This is a genomic window from Aquimarina sp. EL_43, from assembly GCF_943422735.1.
Classification (GTDB): domain Bacteria; phylum Bacteroidota; class Bacteroidia; order Flavobacteriales; family Flavobacteriaceae; genus Aquimarina; species Aquimarina megaterium.
Genome location: NZ_CALSBR010000001.1, coordinates 2,053,497 through 2,071,300, shown reverse-complemented (window position 1 = coordinate 2,071,300; position 17,804 = coordinate 2,053,497). Strand labels below are relative to the sequence as shown.

The following is a 17,804-nucleotide window of genomic DNA, read 5'->3' as shown; positions in this document are numbered from 1 at the left end:
CCGATTACAAATAGTTATCTAATTACAGGGTTCTGCTGTAATACCGGTAAATTTTCCACTATTAATTACTTTAGCCACTTTCTCATTAACTATGATTTCAAGATGTGATTCGGCAAGTCTGAACATAGACAATCCTTTTACTTTTTCTTCATCAATTTTTATTTTATGAAAGTAATATCCATTACCAAAAGGTAAATGTTCTGATGATTCTAGATCGACGCAAGAAACAAGTCCTATTATATTTACAAGAGCATATTTAAAGTTTAGCACTTCTCCTGTAAATGCATCTTCTATTTCTACAGGAAAGATTTGTAAATTATCAACTCCTGCATCTCTCAACGCATTAACTAATGCTGGGGTCATTAAGGAAGATTCACTATAATAATCTACTAGCCTTTCTTCTATAGAAGGTTGTATATATTCTCCTTCAAAATCAGGATCATATTGATCATAACCCGATTCTTCTCCTGCAAACATTTTAATTTTAAAAGGGAGTTCTATTTTCTTTTCATCAATAGAAACACCACTGGTATGATATATTTCTCGATGTGAATCACGTTTCATCATAATATTCTTACCTTCATCAGGCGAAATAATTCTATAATATGCCATGCTTTATCTTTACTGGAAATATCATTGATTATTATCTAGCACATAAACCCTCTTAGATTTTAGATAGATAATTCTTTTTGTTTAAGATTCTCTTTGCCATTTTCTTGTTGGGATTAGATTAACCCCTTTTATGTTATGCTCTTTTAATACATTAGCTACTTTTTCATGAATAAAAATCCCTCCTCCTACTCCTCGCGAGATCTCTTTGCGAAAAATCAAGGCTCCATTTGTCTTTTTGGGATCAATTAATGAGCCCGCAAATTCATAAAAATCTTCTCCTAATGGTAATGTATCTGATTCACTTTTTCTTGTACAAGAAACTAATCCTAGAATATTAAAAACAATATAGTCTTCTCGTACTTCATTTGTGTTTTTATTGATAAATTGAAATGGTAATACCTGAATATTATCTACACCACAATCCTGAAGAACAGTATACATTTTCTTGCTCATGATACACTGCGTTTCAAAAAATTCCCAAAGATGGTCCTCTCCAGTTTTTCTAATTAAACCGCTCAGGCCATTTTTTTCTATAGTATCATTTCCCATAATATTAAGGAGAGGGTGATGATCTGGTTCATCATATGTATACACATACGGCAAATCTTCATAATCTTCATCAATTTTACGACCTCTAGTCAAACTATCCTGCGTTCGATTTATGGATTCGACATAAGTGGTCATCGCTCCCGGGTTACATAAACAATAATACATACTCATATTTATTTGCATAAAGTATCATATAAATTATGGTAATTCATTTACCATATCAACACTTATAATTAACCTTCCAAAAATAGTTTTTACAGTAAAAATATACTTCACTGTTTTCAGGGGTTTATAAACCGAAATTATAATTTTATCTATGTACTCGTTTTAAAAAAAACAAATGATATTAATTTAGTTTAAAAAATCGCCTGTACAGCGCTTTTAAAAAATTTCCAGCAGGAAGGCTTGTAGTAATTTTAATGTCTTCTAATAGTGTAGTTTCTTCGTCTAAAAATTTTAGAATCTTTGTGCTCTTATTTTTTTGAAATAATCTGGAAAACAAATTCGAACCTATTCTGTTTTCTGTATACAAAACATCCAGAAATAGTAAATCGTAGTACCAGAACTTCGTTCTTTTGCTAAATTTTGAAAGATCTGTATTACTTTTAAGGTAAGAGGTAAGGGTATTTATTTTTTTAAGAGATATATTAAATGTATATCCTGTACTGGGTTTTGTCCAGCCTCCAGCTGTACCAATATGCAATATATTTTTAGAATTATGCTTTCTAAATTCATAGCAAGTCATTGGGATACATCCTTTTTCTTTTTCGATAACCTCATACTCATCGATTCCTTTCTCTCTTACGTATCTCGCAATTTCATTTTCATATTCTTTCTCTTCCAAAAGATCTTCAGAAAATAAGGTGTATTCAAACAATGCTTCGGTTTCAGAAATAGGTAGCACATACATGAATCGGGTATTGTTTTTCTGAGCTACTGTAAAATCCATAAAAGTAGTTATTTTAATATCAAATAGAGGGCTTTGTGTTTTTACAAACCATCCTACAAAATGTTGATTCAAAACAGGGTATCGACTTTGATTTTTGTACTCTTTGGATAACACGACACTATTAAAAACTTTATCCGCAAGATGTATTCGAGTGTTGGTTTCAACTCTAACTATGTTTCCTTCATCAGTTAAAGAAATGATTTCCTCCTTCGAGATGGTGATGTTAGATTTTTCTTTTAAAATTCTAAAAATGAAATCATAAAAATCTTTACTTCTCACAAGCTTATACTGATAAGGCAAGATATTTATTTGTTTTGAAAAATGAGTGCTTCCAAAATAGATAGTATCCCATTTTTTACTTACGATTTCATCCCAAACACCTATACCTTTTTCCCAAAAACACCAGGTGCGATCATTCTGATTCTTTAGTTCCTTATCAATTAGCAAAATTTGCTTTTCATCAAAAAAAGGGTCTAAAACCATATGATAAGCCAGCATCAAACCCGAAGCTCCTAAACCAGAAATTATGTAATCGTACTTTTGCATATATTTGATAGTCAAATATAAAATGAAAATTCAGCAATATGACTATATCATTAAGTATTTAGGTTTATTTCTTATACATCTTTCTTATCAATCATCTTTAATCATGAAATGACCATTTTATTTGTGATTCTCATAGAATAACTACATATCGATAGATAAAAACCATTGATCTATAGTAATTTCCTTCTCATCGGCATAGTGTCTTCTACAATATAAATCATGATTACTTTTAGGATATAAACCTAAAAAACACCTATTATGAAAACTGGAATTATTATTCCCTGCCACAATGAAGAAAAGAGATTAGATGTAACTGCTTTTCTTAATTTCATACAAAAAAAGAGCAATATACATTTATGCTTTATAAATGATGGAAGTGATGATAATACTATAGATATATTAAAAGATATTCAATCCAATAACCCTCTTCAAACCAGTGTTATTGATGTTAAAAAGAATTCTGGTAAAGCTGCTGCAGTGCGAACTGGTGCCAAATACTTAAACAGTAGAGAAGACATTAAATGTATAGAAATACTCCTTTGATAACAGTTTTTTAAACTTTTTAAAATAGAGTTTGATTAACTTTCCTTTTCTTTGCCAAATGATTTCTAACAAGATAAAAGCTCATTTGGCTCTATTGAGCGTTAATATTATATATGGAGCAAATTATCTTGTCGCAAAAGGATTGATGCCTGATAAAATTGAAGCTTCTGCATTGGTATTTCTTCGAATCAGTGGTGCGGGCTCATTATTCTTAATCCTTAAACTCTTTATTAAAGAACAAGTAGAAAGAAAAGATATTCCTCGCTTAGCATTATGTGGCTTTTTGGGAGTCGCTACCAATCAGTTCTTCTCTATGAATGGATTAAGTCTTACTTCTCCCGTTGACGCTGCAATTATTATTACCGCAATGCCTATTTTTACAGTAATTATTAGTTATTTCTTGCTTAAAGAGCCTTTAACATTACAGCGTATTCTTGGGATATCAATAGGAGGTACTGGTGCCGTTTTATTAATTTATTTAGGAAATTCTGGTCTAGGAACTGGCTCCTTGCTAGGAAATATTTTTGTATGTATTAATGCTTTGGCGTTTGCATTCTATTTGGTAATTGTAAAACCACTAATGTCTAAATATAAACCTATTACTGTAATTGTTTGGACGTTTTTATTTGGATTTATATTTATGTTTCCGTTTTGTATAGAAAAACTGATTCATACCGATTTTAGCACTTTTGTTACTTCAAATTGGGTTTCTTTATTTTATGTTGTAGTGGGTCCAACTTTTTTGGCATACTTGCTTAATATGTTTGCTTTACAATTTGTAAAACCTACCGTTTCTAGTAGCTATATTTATGTACAACCCGCAGTTGCTATGATTCTTGTGGGTGTTATTTCATATTTTGTTATAAATAGTCAATATAAAGGCGATATCACAATACCAAAATTATTATGTTGTATTTTGATTTTTTGTGGGGTATATCTTATTAGTAGTGGCCCTTTAAAGTGGTTTAAAAAATCAAATTCCTAATGACAACCACAACCTGTACTACCACAAGATTTAGATGATTTTTTCTTTGTAGAAGATATTGAGGATTTCCAAAAGAATTTTTTAATCAAAAATCCTATTGCTCCAGCAAAAATCAAAAGCACGATTATATTTTGGATAAGAATACTCATAGTATATATAGTCGTATAAAGATACTAAAACTAATGTTTTTATTTTAAAATTTGATATACAATTAAAGCTACACCGTAAGCAAAGATACTCATAAAAACAAGCTGAATCATTGGCCATTTCCAGCTATTAGTTTCTCGTTTCACTATAGCCAAAGTACTCATACATTGCATGGCAAAGGCATAAAATAATAATAATGAGATACCACTAGCTAAATTAAACAATGGTCCTCCTGTTACCTGATTAACCTCTGCTGCCATTCTATTTTTTATTGTTTCTTCTTCATCGCTCCCCACACTGTATATCGTTGCTAACGTTCCTACAAAAACTTCTCTAGCAGCAAAAGAACTAATAATTCCTATTCCTATTTTCCAGTCATAACCCAAAGGAGCCACCACAGGTTCTATTGCTTTACCTGCATATCCGATAAAGGAATATTCTAGTTTATAAGATGCTATTTTGTTATCTAATTCTTCTTGCAAAAGGTTAGGATGAAGTTCTGTTATAATTTCTTCGGCATTACTAAAATTTTCATTAGGTCCAAAACTCGCTAAAACCCATAAGATGATAGAGATTGCCAAAATGATTTTTCCAGCTCCAAAAACAAAAGCTTTTGTTTTTTCGATTACATTTATTGCTACATTTTTAAATAGTGGGACTTTATATCCCGGCATTTCGATTACAAAATAAGATTTGCTTTTGATTTTTAATATCTTGTTAAGTAACCACGCCGATCCTACCGCAGTACCAAAGCCGAGAAAATACAACAACATTAAAGTAAGACTTTGGTAACCAAATATCCAGCCTATTTTTTCATCTGGAATAACCAATGAGATAATAATAAGATATACCGGTAATCTTGCAGCACATGTGGTAAAAGGCACGACAAGAATCGTGATTAATCTTTCTTTCCAGTTTTCGATATTTCTTGTAGCCATTACTGCCGGAATAGCACAGGCAGTACCAGAAACTAAAGGAACTACACTTTTACCACTTAATCCAAACTTGCGCATCACTCTATCCATAAGAAAAACTACGCGACTCATATAACCACTTTCTTCTAATATGGAAATAAAGAGAAATAAAAATGCGATTTGAGGAATAAAAATAACAATCCCTCCTAACCCAGGAATAATACCCTCTGTAATCAAATCGACAAAAGGTCCAGATGGCAGAGAGGCTTTTGTTACTTCACTTAACCAGGCAAAAGCTTCATCTATTAAGTCCATTGGGTAAGATGACCAATCATAAATGGCCTGAAATATCAATAAGAGTATTGCTAAGAAAATAACATATCCCCAAAACTTATGGGTAAGTATCCTATCCATCTTTGCCCGCATTCCTGTAGCAGCTTTTTCATCTATGGTAAGACCTTTTTTAAGCACATTATTAATAAATTGATACCGCTTAATGGTCTCTTTTTGCTGTAATCTTTTTAATTCACTTTCAGATTTTATCTTAAAATCAGGTGAAACAACTATTTCTTGCTTATCAACTTTCCTGAAATTAACATCTTGAGTTATAATCAACCAAAGTTTATATAAAGATTGATCAGGAAATGCTTTTTGTAATCTACCAAAATAATCTGGTGCAAAAGACAATGCATCAAAACAAGGTGTTTTTGATAATGATGTATATGATTCTATTAATTTTTTAAGCTCATCGATCCCTTCTCCTTTACGAGCACTTACCAAAGCTATTTTGGTATTTAGCTCTTTTTCTAATAGTGGAATATCTAATGAAATTCCCTTTCTACGCATACGATCTGCCATGTTAATGACCAAAATAGTAGGAATATCCAGATCTTTAATTTGTGTAAAAAGAAGTAAATTTCGTTTAAGGTTTTCTACATCGCTTACTACGACAGCTACATCGGGATAATCTTTGCCTTTTTTATTAAGTAGCAATTCGATCACTACATTTTCATCTAATGAAGAAGCATTAAGGCTATAAGTACCTGGTAAATCCATAATGTGAGCCTTAACTCCACGAGATAATTTACACACTCCTTCTTTTTTCTCGACAGTAATACCAGGATAATTACCAACCTGTTGATTAAGGCCAGTAAGCAAATTAAAAACTGATGTTTTTCCGGTATTTGGGTTTCCTATAAGTGAAACTTTAATTTGCTTAGCCATAAAAAGAATTGCTATTTAAATAATTTGAACTTCAATTTGGGCTGCAATTTCTTTACGGATGGCAAGATGGCTACCATTTATATTAAGATACATTGGACATTTAAAAGGAGCCGTCTGAAGTAATTCGACCTCATTTCCTGGTAAACATCCCATTTCTAATAATTTTAGAGGAATAATATCTGAAGTAATCTCCTTAATCAAAGCACGCTGACCTCTCTTAAGTGTAGCAATTGTAGTCTTCAAAGTTTATTTAGATTAATTTTAAACTAAGCAAAAATAGTGTAAAAAATCGTATTGAAAAAGCCAAAGTTTCAAAATAAAGGTAATAAAAACCATATCTCTGGGAAATTCTTGGTTATTTACCTTCATTCTTTAAAATAGCAATATCTTCTATCAACCGATCAATATCTTCTGGATTGGTCCCATCATAAAATCCCCGAATACGTTTCTTTTTATCTACTAAAATAAAGTTCTCTGTATGTACCATATCATATGGCCCTCCATCTCCATCAGATTTTGCTGCCAAATAGGATTTACGTGCCAAATCATAGATCTGTTTTTTATCCCCGGTAACCAAATTCCATTTAACATCATCCACTCCTTTTTCGATAGCATATTTTTTTAACCTCGCAACACTATCTATTGTTGGAGTTACAGAATGCGAGAGTAAAAGCACATCGCCATCATCTCTTAAGCGTTCCTGTACCTCCTTCATATGCCCTGTCATAATAGGACAAATTGTTTGGCAAGTAGTAAAGAAAAAGTCTGCCACATAAATCTTATCCTCATAATTTTTCTGGGTTACTTCTTCTCCATTTTGATTGGTTAGTTTAAAATCCGGAATTTTATGATATTTGCGAATATACTGCACTGTACTATCTACCAATTCTGTATTCACCATATCAGGTTCATACACTGGTAAAACTCGATTGGGTTTAAGAATTGAATATATTATGGAAATAATAATTGCAGATAATACAAAAAGTACAATTGCAAAAAATTTATATTTAGAAAAAAACTGAAGCATAGTGACTTATTATTCCTGCAAAATTACAAGGATTATCACTTATAAAAAGGTCATTTTCATTAAAAAAATCCTAAATCTACCGAACTGTATGGTAGTTTTTTTTCATATACTCTTCTAAAAGGTTACTTTTGCGTGATTTAATTTTGAACAACGACTTATGAGTCCATTTTTTATAAAAGCAATACAGTTATTATTAAGTTTATCTATTCTGATCGTATTACACGAATTAGGACACTTTATTCCTGCTAAATTATTTAAAACAAGAGTAGAAAAATTCTATTTGTTTTTTGACATAAAATTCTCGCTATTTAAGAAAAAAATAGGTGAAACCGTTTATGGTATTGGTTGGTTACCTCTAGGAGGATATGTTAAAATCGCTGGTATGATTGATGAGAGTATGGATAAAGAACAAATGGCGGGTCCACCACAACCATGGGAGTTTCGATCTAAACCAGCCTGGCAAAGATTGATTATCATGCTAGGTGGCGTTACCGTAAATATTATTCTTGGATTCTTAATCTATATGGCTATTATATTTACCTGGGGAACTAATTATGTTGGTTTTGATGATATGCCAAACGGTTTCGCCGTAGAAGATTCTTTTAAAAAGTTAGGATTTGAAGATGGAGATCGAATTCTTGAAATAAATGGGAAGACATTAGAAGATGTAACCCAAATCAATCACTATTTGTTTATGCGTGATGTTAAAAACATTAGCGTTTTACATCAAAATGGAAATAAAGAAACAATCCAAATTCCCGAAAACATAGGAACAACCATGTTCGAATCTGGAGTTTTACGACCTTTTTCTCCTATAAACAAACCAATTATAGATAGTACATATCTAGAAATAGCTGAGAAAGCCGGTCTTAAAAAAGGAGATAAAATAACTGAAGTAAACGGAAAACCTATACAATATTGGCATGAGTTTAGAAAAACAATTCAAGAAAGTAAAGGCACTCCTATTGCTATAAATTATATAAGAAACAATGAGACCAATTCTACTTCGATAACTCCAAACGAAGATGGGTTAATTGGTGTTGTAGTTAAAAATGGTTATAAGGTTCAAGAAAAAAAATATTCTTTCGGAGAAAGTATTACCAAAGGTTTTGATTTTGGATATTGGACTTTACATGATTATATAGCACAGTTTAAATATGTATTTACTAAAAAAGGAGCTAGTCAGGTAGGTGGATTTGGTGCGATCGGAAATCTTTTCCCCGATGCCTGGAATTGGAGAGCTTTTTGGGGAACCACAGCCTTTATTTCAATTATTTTGGCATTTATGAATATCCTTCCTATCCCGGCATTAGATGGTGGCCATGTAATGTTTTTATTATACGAAATTATTGCAGGTAGAAAACCCAATGATAAGTTTATGGAGTATGCACAACTTGCTGGCTTTATTCTTCTTATCGCTCTATTGCTATTTGCTAACGGTAATGATATTTACCGGGCAATTTTTGATAAATAGCAAAACTTAAGATAAATGGAGGTTTCAAACCCTTCTAACAAGAGATAAAAATCAAGTCAATAAACCAGATCCAGTGGTTTATTGACTTAATTTTTTACCCCCTAATGTAAACAGTTTCTTTCATTTTTTAGATAGCGTCTCACAATTTGAGACCAATGCATATTAGTTTTACATCAGTTATCGATCAAAAGATAGCTTAAAAAATAATGTATCATTAAATCAATTAAAAAATGAAAAACCTAATCGAATTAACAAGTTTAGAAGCGAAACGTATTAATGGTGGTACTGAGCCACATTCTACAAATGTATATGATGATGGAACAGGAGGCGGATGTATTCCTCCATTCTTTCCTCAATTTCCTAAACCATTTCCAGGGGGAGAGCCTATTTTATTTTAAACGATTTTTATTTGGATTAAGAAACAAGTTTCTTAATCAATCAAAAAACACGTTAAAAACCTCAACTACAAATATATAGTTGAGGTTTTTAATAAAACAAGCATTAATAAACGAAATGAAATTTGCCAAATACCGAATAAATAACCTTAAAAAATCAAAAAAATCTTTTTGAGATATAAAAAATAGTATATATTTGCACTCGCAAAAAGAGAAAAACATTCTATATTTGCAAAAATAAATTCCTCCTTAGCTCAGTTGGTTAGAGCATTTGACTGTTAATCAAAGGGTCCTTGGTTCGAGCCCAAGAGGGGGAGCAAAAGTCCAGCAGAAATGTTGGACTTTTTTGTTTTGTAATTTCACAAAAGTTTTGCTTGTTTTATATAGAATAAAATCAAGAATATTCTACTATACATTGTAGGAAGCACTAGACTAGGGTTATTAATAGTCAAACGAATCAGGTATCAGGTATGGGCATTTGATTAAAAAGTAATCTTCTCAGGATTTAATTTATTATTTCTAAAACTCTTTTTGAAGCCCTTAGAAGCAACTAATTCCTATTATTTTGGTTAATGCTAAAACATAAATACAGAGTATTAACAAAACATTATCTTGTTAAAGAAAAACTAAATTACTAATTTTGCACTCAACTGTATTACACACATAAAATTACTTACTTCCCCCCTCTTGGTAATGGTAATACAGTACTTCTTAAAACCACAGACCGAGAGAACATAAAATGTCTCTAAATTAAATTTGCCCCTATTATCTCCATAATTGGTTTGCAAAGATGTGCTGCCTTTTAAAATTATTAATTGACTATGATATATACAAAAAGCATATATCATAATGATATGTATTACAAGATTAGAGATCAACTATTTTAAAATTATAGTTATGAAAAAACTATTACTTATTTGTTTACTTTTTCATTTGGGGAATCAATTAATTCTTGCGCAAGCGGATTATATAGGTTGGGAGTTTAGAGGAGGAAGAATTCTTTCTAATCCAGATGGTAGTGGTTCTACACGTCCTGGACCCGAACCTGCTGGATTATATGGCCCAGGAGGGGCTACAGAAATACCTACTTCTGATGGTCGTCTTCCTTCGGCAATACTGGTAGATCTTGACAATGATAATGATCTTGATTTTATTTCCGGAAGCCAAAGAGGATCTGTTCATTACTTCGAAAATACAGGTACAGCTACAGCTCCATTTTGGGTTTTGGCATCAATACCTACTTTAGATACTATAAAAATAAATGCCAGTAGCTCTGCGAGAAACCAAAATAGACCGCAACTGGCAGATATTGATGATGATGGAGATCTGGATCTATTTATTGGGTCTCAATATAATTATGAAGGTCATACGGATGATGATATCCGATTTTATAGAAATATTGGCACCAAAGAAGTGCCCGTATTTGAATATGCTCCAGATTGTTTACCTGGGCTTCTGGATCAAGATATTGCAGAATTTCCAGGTTTAGGGTTTGTAGATCTTGATAATGACACAGATCTTGATTTAGTGGCATTGGGAGGTGATAAGTTAACATACTATAAAAATATAGGCACCAAAGAAAATCCTAATTTTGAATTACAATCTGAAGCAGATAGCCCTTGGGATGATGAAAGTGCGTATACCAATATGGATGTACCCATACCTGTATTTGAAGATTTTGACAAAGATGGGGATTATGATATGTATTTCATGATTGACACAGGTTTCGTGAGATGGATAGAAAATACCGGAACAGTTACAAATCCTCATTTCTCAACTTCTCAAAAAACTATGGATGGAGAATTAACTAATGCCGATATAGGAGATTTTCCTACTGTTGATTTTGGTGATGTAAATGGAGATGGTTTAAAAGATGCTATTTTAGCAAATTTTAACGCTCCTAGATTTGCCTGGTTTAGACAAGTTCCTGTATGTATACCACCAACCATATCAACTATTACAGCAACACCTGTTACTTGCGAAGGAGAAACCTCTACCATAACTATTACCGGTAATCTTAATATCGCCTCTACATGGTCGATATATACTGACTCTTGCGGAGGCACTCTTATAGGCACAACAAAGACTAATACATCGACCTTTGAGGTCATCCCAACTGCACCAAGTACCACCTATTATATCAGAGGAGAAGATGATGGCATCTCCTGCATTGATGAGACAACAGCAACCTGTACAACGATTACTATTGTAGTTAATGCTATCGATGATCCAAGTTTTAACTATAGCTCAAGTAATTATTGCAAAGGAGATACTAATCCTACACCTTCGATTTCGGGATTGACGGGTGGTGTATTCTCTAGTACAATAGGATTAAGCATTGATCCTAATACCGGAACAATCGATATTGCCGCCAGCACAACAGGATCTCACACTATAACCTATACAACTACGGGAACCTGTCCCAATTCTAGTGATGTTGTTGTAGATATCATCGAATTGGACGATCCAGGTTTTAACTATAGTTCAAGTAATTATTGCAAAGAAGATGCTAACCCTACCCCCTCGATTTCGGGATTAGCTGGAGGAGTATTTTCTAGTACATCAGGATTAAGCATTGATCCTAATACCGGAACAATTGATATTGCTACCAGTACAACAGGGTCTTATACTGTAACATATACAACCAAGGGAACCTGTCCCAATTCTAATGATGTAGTCGTAAATATTACTCAATTAGATAATTCTGCTTTCAGTTTTGATGATTTGACCTATTGTCCTGATGCAAATAATCCCATACCGACAATAACCGGGGTAGAAGGAGGAACATTTAGTTCAACATCGGGATTAAGTATTAATGAAATTTCTGGAGAAATTAATATCCAGAAATCTATACCTGGAACCCATACCGTAACCTATACCACATTAGGCACATGTGCTACCTCTAGCATGGTAGACATAACCATAAACGCATTACCAGATGTAACAATAACAAATAATTCACTAACCTATACAGCCATTCAAACAGATGCAACATATCAGTGGATTAATTGTGAAACAAATCAACCTATATCTGGAGAAACAAATCAATCATTTACGGCGTCTGAAAATGGCTCATATGCTGTTGATATTACACAAAATGGTTGCACAACCAGATCCTCTTGTATTGTATTAGACACTATTGTTTCACAACAAGAAGATACAATATCTACCTTTAAACTATATCCTAATCCAACTGATGGAGTTGTAAATCTTACGATTACTGTAAAAAAAGTTTCTGTATATAATTACTACGGAAGAAAAGTATTTGAAACCTCTAACTCTACTTTTGATATTTCATCTCTTAAATCTGGAGTATATTTTATGGAGGTTGAAACTAACAAAGGTAGAACTATTAAAAGAATTGTACGGCAATAATAAATTGTTAGAAAAAGTATCCTCAAAATACATTTTATTAAAAACCTTTCGTTGATCGAAAGGTTTTTAAGTTTTTAAGTAGGGTTTATTTATTTTAAAACGAACTACTTTCATGAATTACATACCTTCTTATTCTACTTTTTCTTCTATGTTTTCCAATAAATCGATTAAAATTAATTCCTAATTCTCCAAAAGGAATCAAATTATTAGTGCTATATACTTTAACTACATACATCCATTGTTAGTATGCTTAAAGAAATAGTCAATCTACTTTTTCATCAATCAAATAATCCTCTTATAATCTCACGAAGTAGCCCCGTTCTAAAAAGAAAAATTAATAACCCAACTAAAAAGATTAGCATTCTCCATACTACATTTCCAACAAACCTCCCTATTGCTACCCCCATTATCGCTAGAATTATAGCCATAATAAAACTTGATTCCTCACCGCTAATTCCGATTCCAAATCCTAAAATACCTCCTACAACCGCAAAAATTTGAACTAAAGACTCCCCGCCTGAATTTTCTGTATTCATCTTTAAAATAATTTAAAAAATTAATAAATAACCTTGTGTATATTCGATTTTGATTTGGGGATAATTCCAATAATTATTTAAAAACTTATCTGTATGTTTTTCATATTTTATAAGTATATGATTATAATTTCCAATTAAAATCCCTTAGAAAATTATTTATCGTATACTTCCCTTTTATTTTTTTGATATACGATTTTGCTCGTGTACCAGCATCATCTACATTAATGATTGTGTATTTTCCGTACTCATTCATTGAAATATAGAAGTTATCCGCACTATAACTTGGATGTTTAATTTTTGTCCCTGCATACACTGGATTATACCCCTTTAACCTTATACCATACTGTGTGTTTTCTATTGTCATAGCTTGCTCAATCATTGTAGTTCTTTTATCATAATACCTAACACGCATTTTACCTGTTCCATTATCAAAAATCACCAGAGCACATCGATATTGAGTTAAACCAGCAGTAAACTTAACCTCAAAGATTTCCTGACCTTGAATTGTTAATGGTAATAGAAGTGCTAAAAACAGAATTTTAATGTATTTCATGATGCCCACTTTTGAATTCGATGAATGCTTTCCGTATGAATTATTATCTATAACTCAAAAGTAAAGAGATTAAAAATCAATAGCTTGCGACAAACCGCAACCCATCATTTTTTATCTTACATTTAATTCGGATAATACTTAATAGAGTTTATAAATTAGAAGTTGTTGTTTTAATTTAAACTCAAATTGTGTTTTCACCACATTAAGATTTCAAAAAAGAAGTTTTAAAAATTACAATTAAATCAGGCCAACATCTTTGGCAATTCCTATAAGTTGAGGAAGTGTTTTGGCATCAAAAAGTTCTTTAAGTTTTTGTAAACGAAACTCAATATTTCTTTTACTACCGGAAGTTAAATTATGTTTACTAAAATAATCCGATATTTGTTGTTGTGTCAAGCCTTTGGCTATTAATTTCAAGATTAAAGTATCTGTTTTTTTTACTTCTGAAATGTTGTCAGATCTTCGAAGTAGTTTCATAATATCATCAGAATAATAATATTTATCCTGAAGAATAGTCTTGATTGCCTTAACTATATCTTCTGTGCCTTGTCTACCTTTTGAAACATAAGCATTAATTTTTTGATTATCAACAAGTTCCCTTATTTTTCCGATACGATTTTCTACAGAAAAAACGACAATCTTAAGGTCTGGCTGGATTTTTCTAACTTGTTTAATAAGTTCATCTCCAGAGCTAATTTTTCTCAATTTATGATCTTCTTTAAAAGAGAGATCGGTAATTAAGAGATCAAATGGAGTGTTTTTCTGTCTGGCAGATCTTAGTTTAAGCAAAGCATTATCACAGTAATTAACAGTTTCTATTTTCTTAATACAAAACTCTTTTAACGTGTTTTGCAATCCTACACTAATACTTTGTTGATCTTCGGAGATAAGGACTTTTTTAAACATACAATAAAAATTATCTTTGAAACATAATGGTCGCTATAAATCCCTCGTCTGGGCTAGTCTCAAAGATAAACTCCCCTTTTATATTTTCAATGCGATTTTCCGCATTAGCTAATCCATTAATATTTAGGTTCTTTTTAATGGCCCCTATACCATTGTCTTTATAGGTAACAATTCTATGCTTTCCTGTATCCTTTACCATTAATGTTGCCTTGTTAGCCTTGCTATGTTTTATTGTATTAATAAAAAGTTCTTGAACCACTCTAAACACTGCTATTTTTTTATAATCAGGAACAGTGGACCAATCTGTCTCTGACACATTAGTAATAACAATCATATTTTGGTTATTGTATTGCTGTATTAAATTTTTTAATTCTTTTTGAAAATTAACAACATCAATACTTGTCATCTCTGTTGATATATCTCTTGCTCTTAGATAGATATTTTGCAATTTATCTCCTATACTTTTTCGTATTGAAAAAGTAGAAATATCTTGAGTATTTTCTATAAAATTGATAATACTAGATATATCATTTGCCAATTCATCATGAACCTTTTTTGAAATTCTTCTTTCAGTATTATAAACTTTTGTTTCTGTATCCTTTCTGTGTTTCTGCATCAAATAATACAACACAAAAACAATAATCAATACAAGTATAACTCCTATTAAAAGATAAATTATCTTTTGAGTCCTTTGAAAAGAAACTTCTAATTCCTGTTTAGCAGTAAGATCTTTTAATCTATGAATCTCTTCTACCTTTAACTGATCATCATACCTGATCTTAGCAAATTGAGTCTTGACCTGTAATTCTTGTTCCTGAAGACTATCAGTAAGTTGGATATATCTTGTTTTAATATTGAGGTCTTCAGGTTTCATTTCCATTAAAAAATTTAAAGCTTCCAATTCTCCTTTTGGGTTTTTAATGCTTTTAGAAATTTTCATCATTTTATCAAACCATTTTAAAGATTCTCCTCTGTTCTTTTGAGAAAAATATTCTCCCAAATGCTTATAACTTGCTATTAATCCTCGTTTATCATTTTCTTGAGTTCTTATATGTAATGCGCTTAAAAGTTCTTTTTCGATATCTAAGGTATCCTTAAGCCATCGGGCATAAGCATAATTATCTATCAACCTGGCTTTTTGTTTTGATGAAATATGCAATAAAGAATCACTCAAAATATTTCTAAATAATTCAATTGCCTTTTTATACTTTTTATTCTTAATGTATACTATTGAAAGATTGTTTTTATAAACCAATCTATCTATATTAGATTTTGTATTTGCAATAGCTTTTTCATAATATTTTATTGCATCTTCATTATTCAAAAGGTTCTTATTACTAATGGCTAAAACATTATATGCCGAAGCAATATATTTTGCATCTTTATCTGGTAACAAATACCGCAATGCATCTGTAATTGTTTCTTTACTTCCAAAAAAATCACTATTGCTTTGTTGTACATAAGCCATATTCAATAAACGCCTACCTATCTGGCTACTATCTTTTATTGTCAGAAAATTATTTTTTGATTTATTATAATAATAGTATGCGCTATCAGAATAAAATTTAATCTTATCAAAATAATATGCTTTTAAATAATACCCTTTTCCTTCGTAATAAATATCTTTAGTTTCATTAGTCTTATCTAATAATAAGGCATTGTAATGCTTTAAACTATCTATCTGTTTTAGGGAATAATGAATAACACTTTTTTGATATAAAACCTTGTGATAAACAGCGCCTTTATAATCTATATCAAAGCGCTTATATGCGTTGTTTATAGCCTGGTATCTAATGTTTAGGTCTTTGGTCTTGTCTTTCGAAAGGTCATAATAATATGCTATACTATCCAAAGGTTTCTCTTTTTCAGAAAAAGTAATAAGATGTTCTTTATTACAAGCGCAAAATAGAATGATTAACACAACTACTAAAGTTTTATTATGCATATTATCAATAGTTTAAGAATTAAAATTAAAAAAAAAGCCACACTTTCTTGTGACTTTTTGATTTATCATTTTGTCCTGTCCTAAAATAAGTTGACACAAAATCGATTTACTTATGAACTATTCGGAAAAACCTCGGAAAACACACACGCAATGTGATTACAATTTAGGTTTTAAATTAGCAGTTGTAGATTAGATAGAAAAATAAGAAAACACCCTAATTTTATGAAACAAACACAACCATCTAGAATCGAAGAGTTCTTTGTTAGCGATATTATATATATCAAAAGTTGAGAACCCACCCATTATTTATCTTTAGTAACTGATGCATATAGCAGAATGATCTTGGGACACCAAATCAGTAATGATATGAGTGCCAAAAATGTAGTAAAAACAATGAAGATTCAATTAAAAAATGAATCTTTAATACATACTTGTAATAATGTAATAGAACTCAAACAACTTGTTCAACAATCAATTAAAACCTACAACAATAAAAGATCACATTTAAGTTTAAACTATAAAACATCTAGCTTTATACACAACAAAAAAACCTGTGAAGCAAGCTTCACAGGTGTGATTTAAGTATTTAAAATCTATCAATCTTTTAGGACGACTTATTCATCGTCATCAGGTTGCTCTTCTACAGTCCCTTCCTCTGTGGTAGCTGTTTCATAATTACAAATATCATCTGTAAAGTCATTTTTTTCTTCACAAGAAATAAAGATTAACCCTAAAAACAAGCAAATTATTATACATTTTATTATATTCTTTATATTTTTCATTTTATTAAATTTTTTGATTAAACATTATGGTTCTCCTTACCGAATCTTTATGAGGATTCGGGCAGTCTGATAAAATCAAAGCGCTTTGATAGTTTTTGAGAAGAATGAAGTTTTGATAAGGGTGGAAATATCTTCTTCTCTTAAGTTATTTTCAACCTATTAAACTTCACAAGTAGTTTTCTAGAATCAACTACGATACAAAGGTGAAAAACATAATCGGTCGATAATATTGGTCGATTATCGGCCGACGACTATTTAAAAAATTATTGAAAAATATTCTTAATTGACCTGTTTTTAGGCTACAGTAAACTCTTTTAATCTTTAACTTTTCTATAAAAAATA

The 17,804-nt window shown here is 31.2% G+C and carries 16 protein-coding genes and 1 tRNA gene; 6 read left to right on the top strand and 11 right to left on the bottom strand.

Annotated features, from left to right (window positions below; all coding sequences use genetic code 11):
* Positions 1 to 18: 18 nt before the first annotated feature.
* The 3 genes from NNL09_RS09340 to NNL09_RS09330 all read right to left on the bottom strand — a co-directional run bounded on the left by NNL09_RS09340 (position 19) and on the right by NNL09_RS09330 (position 2,656).
* Positions 19 to 612, bottom strand: a complete 594-nt coding sequence (locus NNL09_RS09340; protein ID WP_025665853.1) for an imm11 family protein — start codon at positions 610 to 612, stop codon at positions 19 to 21.
* Positions 613 to 693: 81 nt separating this feature from the next.
* Positions 694 to 1,326, bottom strand: a complete 633-nt coding sequence (locus NNL09_RS09335) for an imm11 family protein (protein ID WP_196911546.1) — start codon at positions 1,324 to 1,326, stop codon at positions 694 to 696.
* A gap of 181 nt (positions 1,327 to 1,507) precedes the next feature.
* The gene (locus NNL09_RS09330) at positions 1,508 to 2,656 is read right to left on the bottom strand and encodes a lycopene cyclase family protein (protein ID WP_196911545.1); all 1,149 of its coding nucleotides are present in this window, start codon (positions 2,654 to 2,656) and stop codon (positions 1,508 to 1,510) included.
* Between the two features lie 258 nt (positions 2,657 to 2,914).
* On the opposite strand from NNL09_RS09330, the gene NNL09_RS09325 reads away from it, so the two are divergent.
* Positions 2,915 to 3,199, top strand: a complete 285-nt coding sequence (locus tag NNL09_RS09325; RefSeq protein WP_025665856.1) for a glycosyltransferase — start codon at positions 2,915 to 2,917, stop codon at positions 3,197 to 3,199.
* Between the two features lie 58 nt (positions 3,200 to 3,257).
* Positions 3,258 to 4,184: a DMT family transporter gene (locus tag NNL09_RS09320; protein WP_196911544.1), complete on the top strand. Its 927-nt coding sequence runs from the start codon at positions 3,258 to 3,260 to the stop codon at positions 4,182 to 4,184.
* Positions 4,185 to 4,372: 188 nt separating this feature from the next.
* Here the strand turns inward: NNL09_RS09320 and feoB are convergent, their stop codons facing one another.
* The 3 genes from feoB to NNL09_RS09305 form a co-directional block, all read right to left on the bottom strand.
* Positions 4,373 to 6,469, bottom strand: a complete 2,097-nt coding sequence (gene feoB / locus NNL09_RS09315; RefSeq protein ID WP_196911543.1) for a ferrous iron transport protein B — start codon at positions 6,467 to 6,469, stop codon at positions 4,373 to 4,375.
* A gap of 15 nt (positions 6,470 to 6,484) precedes the next feature.
* Positions 6,485 to 6,712 (bottom strand): FeoA family protein, encoded by a 228-nt coding sequence (locus NNL09_RS09310; protein ID WP_024769991.1) that lies wholly within the window; start codon positions 6,710 to 6,712, stop codon positions 6,485 to 6,487.
* A 112-nt stretch (positions 6,713 to 6,824) separates the two neighbouring features.
* Positions 6,825 to 7,496, bottom strand: coding sequence for an SCO family protein (locus NNL09_RS09305; RefSeq protein WP_025665859.1), 672 nt, complete (start codon positions 7,494 to 7,496; stop codon positions 6,825 to 6,827).
* Positions 7,497 to 7,653: 157 nt separating this feature from the next.
* On the opposite strand from NNL09_RS09305, the gene rseP reads away from it, so the two are divergent.
* The 4 genes from rseP (at position 7,654) to NNL09_RS09285 (ending at position 12,740) form a co-directional block, all read left to right on the top strand.
* Positions 7,654 to 8,970 (top strand): RIP metalloprotease RseP, encoded by a 1,317-nt coding sequence (gene rseP, locus NNL09_RS09300; RefSeq protein ID WP_025665860.1) that lies wholly within the window; start codon positions 7,654 to 7,656, stop codon positions 8,968 to 8,970.
* 230 nt (positions 8,971 to 9,200) lie between these two features.
* On the top strand, positions 9,201 to 9,368 hold the full coding sequence (locus NNL09_RS09295; protein ID WP_160170104.1) for a hypothetical protein: 168 nt from the start codon (positions 9,201 to 9,203) through the stop codon (positions 9,366 to 9,368).
* 240 nt (positions 9,369 to 9,608) lie between these two features.
* Positions 9,609 to 9,682, top strand: a tRNA-Asn gene (locus NNL09_RS09290).
* 580 nt (positions 9,683 to 10,262) lie between these two features.
* Positions 10,263 to 12,740, top strand: a complete 2,478-nt coding sequence (locus NNL09_RS09285; protein WP_196911542.1) for an FG-GAP-like repeat-containing protein — start codon at positions 10,263 to 10,265, stop codon at positions 12,738 to 12,740.
* Between the two features lie 278 nt (positions 12,741 to 13,018).
* Here NNL09_RS09285 and NNL09_RS09280 read toward each other — a convergent pair whose 3' ends face one another.
* The 5 genes from NNL09_RS09280 to NNL09_RS09260 form a co-directional block, all read right to left on the bottom strand.
* Complete coding sequence (locus tag NNL09_RS09280) at positions 13,019 to 13,276, bottom strand: hypothetical protein (protein ID WP_025665862.1); 258 nt, start codon at positions 13,274 to 13,276, stop codon at positions 13,019 to 13,021.
* A gap of 121 nt (positions 13,277 to 13,397) precedes the next feature.
* Positions 13,398 to 13,829: a hypothetical protein gene (locus NNL09_RS09275; protein WP_025665863.1), complete on the bottom strand. Its 432-nt coding sequence runs from the start codon at positions 13,827 to 13,829 to the stop codon at positions 13,398 to 13,400.
* A gap of 237 nt (positions 13,830 to 14,066) precedes the next feature.
* A complete protein-coding gene (locus NNL09_RS09270; RefSeq protein ID WP_025665864.1) occupies positions 14,067 to 14,735 on the bottom strand; it encodes a response regulator in 669 nt (222 codons plus the stop codon).
* Positions 14,736 to 14,745: 10 nt separating this feature from the next.
* A complete protein-coding gene (locus NNL09_RS09265; RefSeq protein WP_196911540.1) occupies positions 14,746 to 16,680 on the bottom strand; it encodes a tetratricopeptide repeat-containing sensor histidine kinase in 1,935 nt (644 codons plus the stop codon).
* 614 nt (positions 16,681 to 17,294) lie between these two features.
* Positions 17,295 to 17,462, bottom strand: a complete 168-nt coding sequence (locus NNL09_RS09260; protein ID WP_160170105.1) for a hypothetical protein — start codon at positions 17,460 to 17,462, stop codon at positions 17,295 to 17,297.
* Positions 17,463 to 17,804 lie beyond the last annotated feature (342 nt).